Origin of the sequence: Gimesia sp., assembly GCF_048262075.1 — a bacterium.
GTDB lineage: Bacteria > Planctomycetota > Planctomycetia > Planctomycetales > Planctomycetaceae > Gimesia.
This window is the reverse complement of the sequence record NZ_JBLXFK010000004.1, coordinates 350,069-363,245: the sequence shown is the minus strand read 5'-3', so window position 1 is coordinate 363,245 and position 13,177 is coordinate 350,069. Positions and strand designations below refer to the sequence as shown.

Here is a 13,177-nt window from a genome sequence, read left to right as displayed (position 1 = left end):
GAAATAAGACTGTGTCCAGTTTTACTATAGCGTTTTCAAGGGCGTTTGAACCGAGTGAGTATAAACAGTACGAAAGACGCTATGGTTAAATGAGATGCGTTCCAGTTTCCGGTCATCTCAATTTGTGTATCCTGCGATCAGATAGGATCGCCAGCATGATAGTTATAGAAGAAGCGACCAATCTGGTCGGCAATTCGATCCAGATATTTTTTCCTGAAGACGGTTTCTGATTCCTGTTCAATCGATACCGGCATGTGGCTGGGATATTCCGACGTGTATTCCACATCGAAGATTTCCAGCGCCCGTTTGACTCCATCTACCGCATTGACTTCATAGGCCGAGAGATGCCCATAGGCTTTGCCTCTTAACAGGTTGGGACTGTTTGGTTCCCGGTAATCAAACTCATCAATGTCGACATGGATGATATAATCAACCTCAAAGTTTTCAGCCAGTTCATCGACATCATTCCAGACGCCGCCGTTATCATCCAGCCAGGTAGCGACTTCCCCGGTATCCATGACTTTAATATTTTCGCGGCGCAGTCGATACGTTACCTGTTCCAGTAGATCATAATTCAACGATGGATAGTCAGAGCGAATTGATTCGGGTGTCGAGCAGACAACCAGGACCTTTTTCTGATCTTCGATCAGATCGATTTTAGTCTGTTTGGTGAATTCACAGGTGAGCAGCGGGTCACCAAAAAACATTTTGCCCGCCATCACATACAGCGAACAACCGCTGACACTGAATGAAACCAGCAGCAGTAATACGATGGCGCAGTACCGCTGTTGGAACCGGTTATTGTATTTGTTCGTCATAAATTTTCGCATATTTCAGCCATCCTTGGCTTGAACCGCAGAGTGTTTTCGAGAATGGATCGTTTTGAAGGGACTGGTGATCTCACTGGGAACCCAACGAGATGCTATTTTAAAAGTTCAATCGAAATGCCCACTCGATGATCGTGATCGATACCAGACTACAGATCAACCAGAGCAGACAGGTTTCGGGTTGGGAGACCAGCCAGAGTTGTCGGCGATACACACTGATCCAGGACCAGGGAATCATTACCAGACAGACTACTGCCAGCACCAGACCAGAGGTATTGGCCTGAGCAGACTGACGGATCTGACCTCGAACAAAATGTGAAAAGGAAGTTGTCATCCCACAACTGGGACAGGGAATTGAGAATCGAGTTTTGATAACACAAGGTGCAAAACCAAGGTTTTGATGGGTACCAAATCCACGTGAATCTGGTGTTGTTTGAATGGCCACTCCAAAACCTGCGATGAGAAACAGACTCCAGCCAATCAGCAGTAAACGCATTCTCCAGCCGATGGAAATTCCCGGATGCAGTACACGGAATGCTGACAGGAATGAACTGCCTGTCGAATCAGCGGTAGGTTTTAAATTGGAATTCATATTGAGAAATGAGAGAAGCCGTTGTTTATCAGTTCTATTATTTTACTGCAAGACCATTTCAAAAAATAAGTCTTTCGCTCTGGCTGCCCGCCTTTACTATTGGGGTCCGTTCCAGATCCCCTGGTAAACTTCGACCGCAGGACCTGTCATGAACACTTCATCGGTGTCCGCCCACTCCAGACGTAAATCCCCACCTGGCAAGTGGATAAGCACATTTCTTCCAGATCGGCCGGTCAGCACTCCCGCGACGGCAGAGGCACAGGCCCCGGTTCCACAGGCCTGGGTTTCCCCCGAGCCTCGTTCCCAGACACGCATCTTGAGTTCGGCTGGTGAAACGACCTCGATGAACTCTGCATTGACCCTTCTGGGGAACGCAGGATGCACTTCCACCTGGGGACCGATTCCGTGCACCCAGTGATCGTTCAATTCGTCGACGAAAGTGATGCAGTGGGGATTGCCCATCGAGACACAGGTCACTTCCAGGGTCTGCCCTCCCACTTCCAGAGGTGCGTTCACTGGTGGGTCTCCTGGCAGTAACGTCGGGATTTCAGAGCTGGTCAGAATCGGTTTTCCCATATTCACGCGCACCTGACCGACCTTCGTTCCAGCCAACTCCAGATCGAGGCTCAGTACCCCTGCACCGGTTTCAATTTTCAAGGTCTGCTGCTTCGAGATACCATGATCATACACATACTTGGCAACGCAGCGCACGCCGTTGCCACACATTTCCGACTCACTCCCATCCGCGTTAAACATCCGCATCTGTGCGTCTGCTTTTTCGGAAGGGCAGATCAGAATCAGTCCATCGGAACCGATGCCGGTGTGGCGGTCACTGACAGCGATTGACAGACTGGCGATGTCTTGTGGCAACGTCTCTTCAAAACAGTTGACATAAACATAATCGTTGCCGGCCCCGTGCATTTTCGTAAATTTCATTGTCGGTCTTCTATTCTCAATGTTGAATACAGGCTGTCTTTGCCTTGGTGCTCTAAGTTTGTTTTCCGGTTTATTCTGTCGACTTCAGTCCCAGAAAGATGCTGCGGCGGAGCGCATTATCTCGGCCGGAAAACTCATCTTCGTTTCCAGGCAGGATATTTTCCAGTGTGGTCGCCATCATATGAAATTTGGCGTCAATATCATCTGCATAGTGTACCAGTAATGCTTCCGGGGTATGCGGGGCAATCGGCGAGCCCCACTCCGGTAAATTCTGATGCGAAACAATCATATGTTCCAGTCGCAGCAATGTCTCAGGGTTCAGACCCTCAATCCGGGAGGCATGTTCGCGGACCAGATCCCGGCCCAGCAGAATATGCCCGATCAGACGTCCTGCAGGTGTATAACGTGAACCATGCGGTCGATATTCCAGTTCGGTCAGTTTACCGATATCGTGTAGAATTGCCCCGGCGACGACCAGCGATTTATTCAAAGCAGGCTGCATCTGTTGATAGTAGTCCCGGTATTTGTCAGCCAGAAAACAGGCGGTTTTCGTGACCGATAACACGTGCTCCAGATATCCCCCCGTGAACGCATGATGATTTTTGCTGGCGGCGGCGATCGTTTTGATCTGATCCTCATACTGCTCCAGAATGTCCAGCACCAGTTTCTGCAGCGGGATCTCCGTGATCTGTTCACGGGCAATTTCCGACAGCTCAACGAACATGTCTTCACTCGAAAAACGGGAGCGCGAATAATACAGGCCCGGATCAAAACCATCTGCTGCATCTTCTGCAATGACCGCGCGAATCCGATCGATGTCCAGTTGAGGACCATATTTGCTTTCATTATAGCGCGCACGAACTTTGTAAAATTCGCCCTCAGTCCAGTTGCCTTCGCAGTCTTCAAACCAGGGAGTGTCGCTCCAGACCATGGCCGTCGCCGTGAGTGCATGATCACGGAATTGAACACGAAAATATGGCTTTCCATCCCGGGTTGTCGCACGTTCACGGGAAACCAGTAATACAAAACTGTCGGCAAACTGACCGGGTTCCATTTCGCTCAACAACATTACCTGGTGAGATTGATTCATGCAGCAGTCCTCTGGCAAACTAGTGGAGTGTCATTTTTAAATTTTGGGCTGAGAGATATCAAGAGAGTGCGACAACGGAGCACGTAAACAACACACCTAACCCTCAATTTCCAGCTTGAGAAAGCACTAGACTGTGTCCAGTTTTACTGTAGCGCCTGCAGATCCATTTGAACCGAGTCCATTAGATTGACAGACGCTAGGGTTAAATGTGATGCGTTCTAGTCCGAAAATGATACCGATCCTTATTTTAGGGTCGAACCCGCTGAAGTGCAAAACAGTCTGTTCACCAGCACGCGGAGATTCCGGACAAATCAGTCCAGTTAAGCTTGAGGCGAGTGTCCCCTGGTTATCCCCCGGTTTGAGGGGAAAATCTCCCTGGAACGGCTGGATTTACCGTAGAATAAAGTGATATAATGCCGTTACTTACAGAAAAGCGTAAGATTCATTCGCTCCAGTCAAAAATGCATCTCGGAAAAGATAACGTTCCTGCTATAATAACAGGAGCGAAAAAAGGTGCATTGGCTCACGGATTTCTGGAGCATTTTTTGAGATTCGGAACCGGTTTTCACCGATATCAAATATTCAAAGGTAAAGTTACCCAACTATTTTTAAAACTGGAGACACATTTCCATGGCTGTCACAATTACTGAAAATGCTTCCAAAGAACTGAAGCGATATATGGAAGACCAGAAGGTCGCTGAAGGTTCTCTCTTAAGAATCGGAATCACTTCTGGTGGTTGTAGTGGATTCCAATATGATTTCCGCTTCGTAGATGATGTGGATGAAGAAAAAGACAACCTGTCCGAACAACACGGGATCAAAGTCGTTGTCGACAAAAAAAGCGATCTCTACCTGGACGGAACCACCCTGGACTACTATGAAAGCCTCGAAAAACGCGGCTTTACATTCGACAACCCCAATGCTGTCAAATCCTGTGGTTGTGGCAGCAGCTTCTCTGCCTGAGACGGTTTCCCCCCGCTCTGCGCACAGATTTGCGATTGATTGAGACATGGAAAGATTTTGCCGAGGAGCAGAGAATGCTCCTCGGTTTTCTTTGTTTTAAGGCCGCACCTGTTTACAGTAATGAGTAATACGAGTCTCGTTCCCGGAGAACTGTTTCTGGAGTATGAGTCAACAGGGAATCAAACTGTCTTTACCGTCGTAAAGCTACCGCTGCAAAGCCACCTGTGTTGAACACACACAGTGATGGATCGCAGACAGCTCCCAATCATAGTGTCTACTGCATAGAGAATTCTGTCGGCACCGTTTACCGCTGCAGCCGGAATCTCTCTGAAGTGCAATACAAATTATTATTAACGGAACAACAGACTAAGGAAGTAAGACCATGAAACTGGAAGGGCGAAATGCGCTCGTAACAGGGGCCTCCCGGGGCATCGGGCGGGGTTGTGCGATTGAGATGGCCAAAGCAGGGGCCAACGTGGCTATCAACTACCGCTCTCATCCTGAGGAAGCAGAAGAAGCGGCTGAAGAAGCACGCTCATTCGGCGTCAAGGCGATCACGATCCAGGCTGATGTCTCCGATCAGGAATCAGTTGAAGCTGCGGTAGCGAAGGTCGCCGAAGAATTCGGCAGCCTGGATCTGTTTGTTTCCAATTCTGCCTACAGTGACCGTGAACTGATTCTGGAAGCAGACATGGAAGGCTTCCGACGGACCATCGATGTCACCATGTGGGGTGCCTTCTTTGGTGTGCGGGCGGCAGCCGGCCAGATGAAAAAACAAGGTAACGGCGGTTCGATCGTTGTCATCAGCTCTCCTCATGCGGTCATCGCGATTCCGACTTCCGCGGCTTACAACATGGCCAAAGCGGCCATCGATCATATGGCACGAACGGCTGCCATCGAATTTGCAACACATAAGATTCGCGTCAACACCGTGCATCCAGGCTGGATTGATACTCCCGGAGAACGAAAATTCTTCACCGATGAACAACTGCAGGCCGGTGCAGAAAATATTCCCTGGAAACGTCTGGGGATGCCCAACGAAGTCGGCAAGCTGGTCACCTTTCTTTCCAGTTCCGATGCAGATTACATGACGGGTGGCACATCGACAATCGATGGGGGAATCAGCCTGCCGTGGTGGTCAAAGCGTTCTGAGGGAGGCCAGTAAACCATCCGGAAACGGACTCGCATGCCAACCTGATTTCCTTCTGGAGCGGAATCTCTCAACTCCTTATTTTGTAAAGACTTCAGGTTGGTCTAGTCCTTTTATTCTCCATCAGATACACTATCAGACACCGACACTGGAGCCTGTGTCTGCGATAAATTCTCGTCTACGCTTCTGATTTGGTCGGGTTACCACTAAGATCAGCCCCTGAAAAGCGAACACCCCAGATACGTTGACCAGCTAAGGCATTCCCTGAGGATCCTGAAATGACTGAGAGTCAGAAAAAAATTGAATTAAAAAATCCGGTGGTCGCCGCGATTCTGGCTTTTCTCGTTCCGGGAGCGGGACACTTCTATCAGGGTCGAATCTTTAAGGCAGCCATCTACTGCTTCTGCATCCTGAGCACCTTTTTCTGTGGTATGGCACTGGGCGACTGGAAGACCGTGTATTATCAGTCTCGGCAGGGGAAGCGAAATCTAGGCTATTTTGCGCAGGTGGGCGTTGGTCTGCCGGCACTCCCCGCTTTGATTCAGACGCGAAGATATAATAAAATGGCATCCCCAAATAATGTCGCGCGGCAGGGTGCTGAGAGCAATTTTTTTGAGACGCACCCCTATCGCATGGAACTTCCCCTGGAAACACCTTTCCAGGGAACTCTGCTGGATCGGGGCGAAGATGGCAAAAACATCAACGGTAAGCTGGACGGCTATATCAAACTGCAAACCGTACCCGGCGAGTTCGGCCCTGAAGTCTCGGGAACCTTTGAAGGAACCCTGGATAATAAACCGATTGAAACGCTGCAACTTGCGGATCCCGTGGGAATTGGATTACCCCTGGGGGGAGATCAGAGCCGGCCTCTCGAATGTGCGGTTGTGCGTGAAGTCAACGGGAGAAGCACTGATACAGGCCATATCGAAGGCTCGATTCCACGTTCTTTCCTGAACTGGTTTGAAATGCCGCTCACCGACCATGAACTGGATGATATCAACAAGAAATTAGGAAAACGTTACGAATTTGCTGTGGTCTTCACCTGGATTGCCGGTCTGTTGAACCTGCTGGCCATCTGGGATGCCTTTGAAGGCCCCGCCTATGGTAGAGGTGATGAAGAAGAAATGAAACCGGATGATAAGCAGCCGGAGCCTGTAAAGTCCTGATCCAAAATGCTGCACTAAACAGCCGGAATTCCACGTATCCCGTTTAATAATAAAAGGTGTTATGACAAATGACCGTTTCACTACTTTTTGCCAATCAGGTCAATGCGGTAGTGTATCTGATTCCACTGCTGGCAGTGATCAGTCTGGTCTATAACGCCACGCGGTATGAGATACCACAAATCATCATTCAACGTTCAATCAGGTTTTTTTTCACATCTGTCATAATCATGGGAGCGCTGATGACTTTGCTGGCATTGCTTTCGTGGAATTTGTGAACAGGCAGGCACCAGTTTTCTGCACCGGATATGTCCCGGATCCCGCCATGCTAAAGTAGGCAGCAGAAACTGTTTGACTTGCTAAAAAAACATTCTCATTTATTTATATTCAATTGCACTTTAGGCAAATGTTGCACATACTCAGACGATTGCGGGGTTACGGATTCCCTTTCTGCAATTGCGAGGTTGGGATTACTTTATGCAGACTAATGGATTTGCACTGACAGAAATCGTAGATCTGGCAGATCATACAGATCTGTTTGAACTATTAGACAATGAAAGTGTCTATACACTCTCTCACCAGGGTTTCAGCGCCGGTTTTTCCAGCGTGAAAGCGATCAGTCGCTCTACGGGCATCGAAACACGCCGCCTGCTGCAGCCGGACCTTTCACCACTGGATATCGCGACTGCCATTGCGGAAAAACTGCAACTGACGGTCGGCTTTGACTGGGCTGATTGCCCGGCGATTCTGCTATGCCATTCGCATACCCGCAACCAGTCAGCTCGCCAGCTGTGTGATCAGCTTTCCGAAAAGCTGGGAGTCTCCTCTGACCGATTTATCGCGTTAAACTATGGCTGCGTAGGATTTGTCGAACTGCTGAACCGGGCCTCCCAACTCCTGGAAGATCAACCGGCGGGAGTACATATTCCCCTGCTGACCGTTGAAACTCCTGAGCACTGGCACGATTCCTCGGACAAGGCTTTCTGCGGCATTGTGTCTGCCGGCGCAACTGGCACGACGTTATGGCGGGGCCCCGGGCATACACTGCTGCATGTCGAAACATCAACCGAATATATTCCTGAAGAACGCCGTAAAGCAGACATGCCTCTGTTCTGGACCGAACAGGGAGATATGTACGACTTCCGGGGACAGCCCGAGCATAAACTCGTGATGCACATGGATGGCGAATCTGTGTTTCTGAACGGCGTTGACCTGATGCTCGAAGCCTGTCTGAAGTCGTACGAAGAAGTTTCCGGCACAACTGATCGTATTCTGATTGCCCCACATCAGCCCAGTGGCAAGCTGTTAAAAGCCATGATCGCAGCGGCAAAACAGATTCCCATTTCCGCCGACTTCCTCAATAATCTGCCCAACTATGGGAATTCGATCTCATCAACCATTCCCACCATTCTGGCGCGGCTGGACGAAGTGGTCGAGAGTAACGATCATGCTCCTGTGAACCCGGGAGATCTGATCCTGCTGCCCGCTGCAGGCATCTGCATGGATCACCTGACAGATTCCATGTGTATTGGCCGCGCAGCTTTGAGATGGCAGCCTGGTCGTTACCGGAGCGAATCGTAAGCTTCACTCACGCAGCGTCGCGATCAATACCTCGTGTACCGAAGGCTTCCCGTCCTTCGATGATCGAGCCTTTGTCGAAACGTTTCCCAAAATAGAGGGCTTGCGCGGAAGCGTCACTGAGTACGGTTTCTGCGTCTCCGCTGACCAGCACCTGACCAGCCGAAATGATATAACTGCGGTCGGTAATAGTTAATGTTTCCCGTTCCCTGTGGTCGGTCAGCAGAATGGAAATGCCATCGTCGCGCAGGTCGGCGATGATGTCCTGAATATCATGGATCGTCACCGGATCGATCCCGGTAAAAGGTTCATCGAGCAGAATCAGTTCGGGAGAACTGGCCAGGCAGCGAGCAATTTCCAGCCGCCGTCGTTCTCCCCCGGAAAGGGTGGAAGCAATCTGTTTACGCTTCGCTGTCAGACCAAACTGGTCCAGCAGTCGGTCGACCGTTTCATGTCTCTGCTTGCGGGTCACATCCAGAAATTCGAGAATCGCGTAGATGTTCTGCTCAATCGAAAGTTTCACAAAGACGCTCTCATCCTGAGGCAGGTAGCCCATGCCTTGCCGGGCCCGTTTATACATCGGCCAGCTCGTCACATCAGTGCCTTCGAGATACACGCGGCCTTTGGTGGGAGCAACCATCCCGCAGGACATACGGAACGTGGTTGTTTTACCAGCACCGTTCGGGCCGAGCAGGCCGACGATTTCGCCGCGATCCACGTAGAAGTCGACACCATCCACGGCCCGCTTGCCGGGATAATCTTTCACCAGACCCACACATTCCAGTAATGCCATCGTACTCGTCCTCCTTGACGAAACCGCAATCGTAACTCACGCGAGAGTTGATTCTACTAAATTATGCCATTCGACTGAATATCGATTTGATACCCATTGGCGAAGTGTGATACGAACCTATCGAATGCGTTTCATCCTGGAAATATTCGGATAAAAGGGCACAGACAGCTTGGCATATGGGTCATCGGGATAAACTCCCGGACGTGTCTGATGATAGAAAAACCGCTTGAGGGGCCCGAGTGTGGGTGAGTAGCCTCGCCCGTCATTCATAAACGGAATCCCATGCGGCCAGTAGATCATGAAGGCCTTCCCGACCAGGGCAGAACGAGGGACAGCGTGCCTGTGTTCTGCCTGACGCGAATTTCCCCAGAGCCGACTGTCGGCACTACGGGCAGAGTTATCCCCCAGTACAAAAAACTCATCATCGGACATTTTATCAAACCGGACCTGCTGCCGGTGATCTTCATACTGACGACTCCAGTCAGCGGGATCCCAGAGCAGTTCCCATAAGTGTCTGCGATCGCCGGAGTACTCCTGATTCTGATAATACTCATCCGCGCGGTAATAAATGTCACGCTGCAGCATCAGATGCGAAACAGTAAATTCGACACCAACGCCGGTGATACCTGCTGGCGCCAGATCGCCATCGCGGGGTGCCGGTGAAACCGGAGGCTGGTATTCCGTCGCCGTCCCCAGCTCCACGAGAGACCCATTAACCCACAGGCAGAGCCTCTGGTCCACATTCGCCAACATGACGGAATAGCCCCCCTTCCCTTTGAGCTCTGTTTCGACCGTGGTCAGTTCGGTTTCCACTGGCTCGGGATTGGGAAAATTTTCCACAAAATACAGTTTGGCCTGACCGGTTTTGACATCAAAGCGTACACGGTAATGTCGGTCTCCCCGCATGAGTTCGACCAGCAGCTCGCCTGCTTCCGACTGGACCTCAACATCGAAATTGAGTGTCAGATCTCCCACCCAGAACGCGGCGTCATACGTGAACGCTCCGGAAGAGGAGCCACCTGAATAGTTATTATACGCTGTGTAATCACTGATCAGTCGTGACTGGGGAGGTGACGAGAGAATGGTCTGCGTGAACAGCTCGGGATTTTCCTGCAGCAGCGACCATTCCGACTGACGGGGTACGATATGCCGATAGCGGAGCCATTCCAACTTTTCGGATTTACCCGCCGTCCCTTTGAACTGATACGCCCGCGATTCACGATCCAGTTCCCAGGTAGACTGTTTGAGATCTTCAAACAACGTCTCTCCCGGTTTGACCTGCTGCATGGGAGACCAGCGCTCAGGCCAGCCATACTCCAGGATCTCGCGAGGAGGATAATCATCGTCATACACGAGCTGCTGGACCGTCAGTTGTTTATCCAGGTTGTCCTTGCGGAGAATCTGAAACGGCTCGTTTTCATTTTTACGGGCATAGACGTCCCCGCGGGAAATCTGCAGTTCCTCACCAGGCAGCCCGACAAGTCGTTTAATGTAGTTCGTCTGTGACGCTTCCGGATATTTGAAAACGATTACATCCCAGCGATCGGGGTCTCCGTAATCAAAGGGGAATTTGTTGACGATGATGCGGTCCCCGGTGAAGGGCATGGCATCCTGCAGGTTCGTGTAGTAGCGACAGTTCGGGCAAAAGGCACCAGTGACCTTATTGTCCGGAAGATAGTACTCTGATTTTTCGACCAGTTCATCGCTGGCTCCCACAGCATACTTTACACCACACTCGGCACAATGCAGTTCTTTATGTCGTCCATACAGAGTCGGAGCCATCGAGCCTGTGGGGATCACGAATGCTTCGGCTGAGTAGGCGCGGAACACAAAAGCAAATACGAGCGCAATAATGATCGATTCAATCGTATCCCGCATTTCATTGTGACGACTTTTGCCCTGCTCCTGTCCGGGGTCGCTTTTCTCGACCTGCTCATTCAGAACTTTTTTTTGTTTTGTTTTTTCAATTTTTTTGGCCATTGCCGACAACCTGTCAAATCTAAAAATACCCGGGCACCAGAAGGATCAAATCGGCGTGCCAGATCTGATCATTCGCTGCGGGCTCTGATTTATGAACTGTTTTCGAATTATTTCTGTAAAAAAATGCATTTCTATCAGTGAATATAGCGAATTCGGGTGAAATCTGGAATGCGGATGTGACCTATATGATCACCTATTTTGACCCTGCCCTGCCGCGAAGGTAAATGGACGAGAAACGGTTTTCCCAGCAGGTATTTCTGGTCCACTTTTCCGTCAGCCCAGCTACGGCTGTCCAGCGAAACCGGGCTGTTATCGCCCAGCATGAAGTAACTGTTCTGATCCAGTTCATATGGTTCGTCGACTCCATGCAGGGCTTTGCCACGCGTATAGTGGATATCGCGAAACAGTTGCAAGCCGGTCAGCTTAAACGTCCCGCCCCGGGCACCAAACTGCAGGGGAATCCGAATCTCCTCACGCTGCTCTGAATTCTTGCTGAAGAGCAGAGGCTGGTAGGCCAGTTCTCCATTGATGGCAAACAGAACCTGCCGATCCATCACCGACATTTCCAGTTTGACGGGCTGCGATCTAAACTCACTGCGCAGCGGTCCGGTCCGTATCGGCTGTTTTCGATCGTCGATAAACAGATTGACTTGACGCTGTTTGAAGTCAATGATATTCCGAAAGTGATGCTGTCCGTCGAACAATTCAACCGCCAGTTCTCCTTCTGGCGCTTTCACCTGCAGGTCACACGTAAACAGAAAATCGTGGATGGGAATCGCGGTCTGATTTTCCACACCGCTGTTATAGGCATAGCGATCCAGCACGGGGGCCACATGCGATTTCTCATACAGCAAAGCGACCGCATATCGAAACGCGTCATTTTCAGTCTGATTCAGTAGTCGATGGCAGTCTTCTGCCGACATTGCTCCTTTGCAGGACAGTAGCTGTTTCAATTCGTCATACTGGATGGCAGCCAGCACTGGTTCCGGCTTTTCGATTTCTTCCGGCCATTGCTCCAGCGGAACATCTGTCTGATAATGTCCGCCCTGCCTCACCCAGTGCTGATACCTGACCCAGGACCATGAGCCTGCATCATTGCTGCCTGCAGTAAACAGGAACCCATCAGGCTGTTCCTCCCAGATGGGTGAGACCGACTGAGTTTGCTCCTGTTCTGAATCTGATTCCACAGGCATAAATCGGGGTTGAAAAAAGTCATCTTCCGAGGGCTGATACTGATGATCGTGAACGAGCAGTCGAACAGCGCGTTGTGTTTTTAAATCTTTACGTTGGATTTCTCCATTGATATACAAGTCCCCTTCTTTGACCTGCACCGCTTCACCCGGCAAGCCTACCACTCGTTTGACATACGCCTGGGTTGGCTTCATCGGATTCTGAAAGACTGCCACGTCCCAGCGTTCGGGGGGTTTGAGGTAGTAAGCATGTTTAAACACCAGCAACTGGTCACCTTCATTGCGGGGCACCTGAGCCAGATCGATCGAATTGGTATCACAGTTGGGACAGGTCGCATACTGTCCGGCCTGTTGAAATTCCTGCCCGTCAGCAGCGGAGTCCTGCCCCCGGTTGGTAGAGACGGAATCATCATAGGCTACGCCATAGGTAAACGAATAATGACAGCGGGGACAGGTGACCTGCTTATGGTATCCCAGGAGAGAGGGCGCCATCGAGCCTGTCGAAATCATATAACCTTCCGCAGCGAAGGTTCGGAAGAGAATCACGGCAATCGCCAGTGTAGCCACGGACTCCAGCACCAGCCGAAACAGGCTGGATCGCTGCGGCAACTCTTCCGCTTGAATTTCGAGTTGACGGGACGTGTGTTGCATCGTGACAGACAGCTTGAGAAACGGTAGAACCGGAATTCGGCTTCCAGGTGGAATTACGACTGGTGGTCTATTTTAGTAAAACCAACAGGGCAGAGGAAATAGCGGTTCATCCACTCCCCCGTCGATCAGCGGGAATAATTGACAGAGGGGGCTTAAGACATTGTATTAATGTAACTTAGACAGAATTCCATTTTACGGCAGCATCTTCAGAAACATTGAGGTACGCAACGCAGAATAAGAAACGTGCTTAATAAATGGATGAAG

General features: G+C 50.5%; 12 protein-coding genes. 5 read left to right on the top strand and 7 right to left on the bottom strand.

Annotated features, from left to right (window positions below):
- Nucleotides 1-137: 137 nt before the first annotated feature.
- The 4 genes from ACN0YH_RS11140 to ACN0YH_RS11125 all read right to left on the bottom strand — a co-directional run bounded on the left by ACN0YH_RS11140 (nucleotide 138) and on the right by ACN0YH_RS11125 (nucleotide 3,445).
- Entirely contained in the window at nucleotides 138-830 is a 693-nt protein-coding gene (locus ACN0YH_RS11140) for a hypothetical protein (RefSeq protein ID WP_417379647.1), read from the bottom strand.
- A 97-nt stretch (nucleotides 831-927) separates the two neighbouring features.
- Nucleotides 928-1,419: a DUF2752 domain-containing protein gene (locus ACN0YH_RS11135; protein WP_417379646.1), complete on the bottom strand. Its 492-nt coding sequence runs from the start codon at nucleotides 1,417-1,419 to the stop codon at nucleotides 928-930.
- 96 nt (nucleotides 1,420-1,515) lie between these two features.
- Entirely contained in the window at nucleotides 1,516-2,355 is an 840-nt protein-coding gene (gene dapF / locus ACN0YH_RS11130; RefSeq protein WP_417379645.1) for a diaminopimelate epimerase, read from the bottom strand.
- A 70-nt stretch (nucleotides 2,356-2,425) separates the two neighbouring features.
- Nucleotides 2,426-3,445, bottom strand: coding sequence for a 3'-5' exoribonuclease YhaM family protein (locus tag ACN0YH_RS11125; protein WP_417379644.1), 1,020 nt, complete (start codon nucleotides 3,443-3,445; stop codon nucleotides 2,426-2,428).
- A 630-nt stretch (nucleotides 3,446-4,075) separates the two neighbouring features.
- On the opposite strand from ACN0YH_RS11125, the gene ACN0YH_RS11120 reads away from it, so the two are divergent.
- The 5 genes from ACN0YH_RS11120 to ACN0YH_RS11100 all read left to right on the top strand — a co-directional run bounded on the left by ACN0YH_RS11120 (nucleotide 4,076) and on the right by ACN0YH_RS11100 (nucleotide 8,302).
- Nucleotides 4,076-4,408 carry a HesB/IscA family protein gene (locus ACN0YH_RS11120; protein ID WP_417379643.1) on the top strand — a complete coding sequence of 111 codons (333 nt, stop codon included), beginning with the start codon at nucleotides 4,076-4,078 and terminating at the stop codon, nucleotides 4,406-4,408.
- 382 nt (nucleotides 4,409-4,790) lie between these two features.
- On the top strand, nucleotides 4,791-5,573 hold the full coding sequence (locus tag ACN0YH_RS11115) for an SDR family NAD(P)-dependent oxidoreductase (protein ID WP_417379642.1): 783 nt from the start codon (nucleotides 4,791-4,793) through the stop codon (nucleotides 5,571-5,573).
- Between the two features lie 263 nt (nucleotides 5,574-5,836).
- Nucleotides 5,837-6,724, top strand: coding sequence for a DUF6677 family protein (locus tag ACN0YH_RS11110; RefSeq protein WP_417379641.1), 888 nt, complete (start codon nucleotides 5,837-5,839; stop codon nucleotides 6,722-6,724).
- Nucleotides 6,725-6,792: 68 nt separating this feature from the next.
- Nucleotides 6,793-6,999 carry a hypothetical protein gene (locus ACN0YH_RS11105; protein ID WP_145232004.1) on the top strand — a complete coding sequence of 69 codons (207 nt, stop codon included), beginning with the start codon at nucleotides 6,793-6,795 and terminating at the stop codon, nucleotides 6,997-6,999.
- 199 nt (nucleotides 7,000-7,198) lie between these two features.
- The gene (locus tag ACN0YH_RS11100; protein ID WP_417379640.1) at nucleotides 7,199-8,302 is read left to right on the top strand and encodes a hypothetical protein; all 1,104 of its coding nucleotides are present in this window, start codon (nucleotides 7,199-7,201) and stop codon (nucleotides 8,300-8,302) included.
- 7 nt (nucleotides 8,303-8,309) lie between these two features.
- On the opposite strand, the gene lptB is transcribed toward ACN0YH_RS11100, so the two are convergent.
- The 3 genes from lptB to lepB (ACN0YH_RS11085) all read right to left on the bottom strand — a co-directional run bounded on the left by lptB (nucleotide 8,310) and on the right by lepB (ACN0YH_RS11085) (nucleotide 12,913).
- The gene (lptB, locus tag ACN0YH_RS11095; RefSeq protein ID WP_417379639.1) at nucleotides 8,310-9,092 is read right to left on the bottom strand and encodes an LPS export ABC transporter ATP-binding protein; all 783 of its coding nucleotides are present in this window, start codon (nucleotides 9,090-9,092) and stop codon (nucleotides 8,310-8,312) included.
- Nucleotides 9,093-9,209: 117 nt separating this feature from the next.
- Entirely contained in the window at nucleotides 9,210-11,072 is a 1,863-nt protein-coding gene (gene lepB, locus ACN0YH_RS11090) for a signal peptidase I (protein ID WP_417379638.1), read from the bottom strand.
- Nucleotides 11,073-11,206: 134 nt separating this feature from the next.
- Entirely contained in the window at nucleotides 11,207-12,913 is a 1,707-nt protein-coding gene (gene lepB, locus ACN0YH_RS11085) for a signal peptidase I (RefSeq protein ID WP_417379637.1), read from the bottom strand.
- Nucleotides 12,914-13,177: the final 264 nt, after the last annotated feature.

What these genes read in the sequence shown, in the direction of transcription:
- ACN0YH_RS11140 (WP_417379647.1), bottom strand. Translation starts at nt 830, where the DNA reads ATGCGAAAATTTATGACGAACAAATACAATAACCGGTTCCAACAGCGG.
- ACN0YH_RS11135 (WP_417379646.1), bottom strand. Translation starts at nt 1,419, where the DNA reads ATGAATTCCAATTTAAAACCTACCGCTGATTCGACAGGCAGTTCATTC.
- dapF (WP_417379645.1), bottom strand. Translation starts at nt 2,355, where the DNA reads ATGAAATTTACGAAAATGCACGGGGCCGGCAACGATTATGTTTATGTC.
- ACN0YH_RS11125 (WP_417379644.1), bottom strand. Translation starts at nt 3,445, where the DNA reads ATGAATCAATCTCACCAGGTAATGTTGTTGAGCGAAATGGAACCCGGT.
- ACN0YH_RS11120 (WP_417379643.1), top strand. Translation starts at nt 4,076, where the DNA reads ATGGCTGTCACAATTACTGAAAATGCTTCCAAAGAACTGAAGCGATAT.
- ACN0YH_RS11115 (WP_417379642.1), top strand. Translation starts at nt 4,791, where the DNA reads ATGAAACTGGAAGGGCGAAATGCGCTCGTAACAGGGGCCTCCCGGGGC.
- ACN0YH_RS11110 (WP_417379641.1), top strand. Translation starts at nt 5,837, where the DNA reads ATGACTGAGAGTCAGAAAAAAATTGAATTAAAAAATCCGGTGGTCGCC.
- ACN0YH_RS11105 (WP_145232004.1), top strand. Translation starts at nt 6,793, where the DNA reads ATGACCGTTTCACTACTTTTTGCCAATCAGGTCAATGCGGTAGTGTAT.
- ACN0YH_RS11100 (WP_417379640.1), top strand. Translation starts at nt 7,199, where the DNA reads ATGCAGACTAATGGATTTGCACTGACAGAAATCGTAGATCTGGCAGAT.
- lptB (WP_417379639.1), bottom strand. Translation starts at nt 9,092, where the DNA reads ATGGCATTACTGGAATGTGTGGGTCTGGTGAAAGATTATCCCGGCAAG.
- lepB (WP_417379638.1), bottom strand. Translation starts at nt 11,072, where the DNA reads ATGGCCAAAAAAATTGAAAAAACAAAACAAAAAAAAGTTCTGAATGAG.
- lepB (WP_417379637.1), bottom strand. Translation starts at nt 12,913, where the DNA reads ATGCAACACACGTCCCGTCAACTCGAAATTCAAGCGGAAGAGTTGCCG.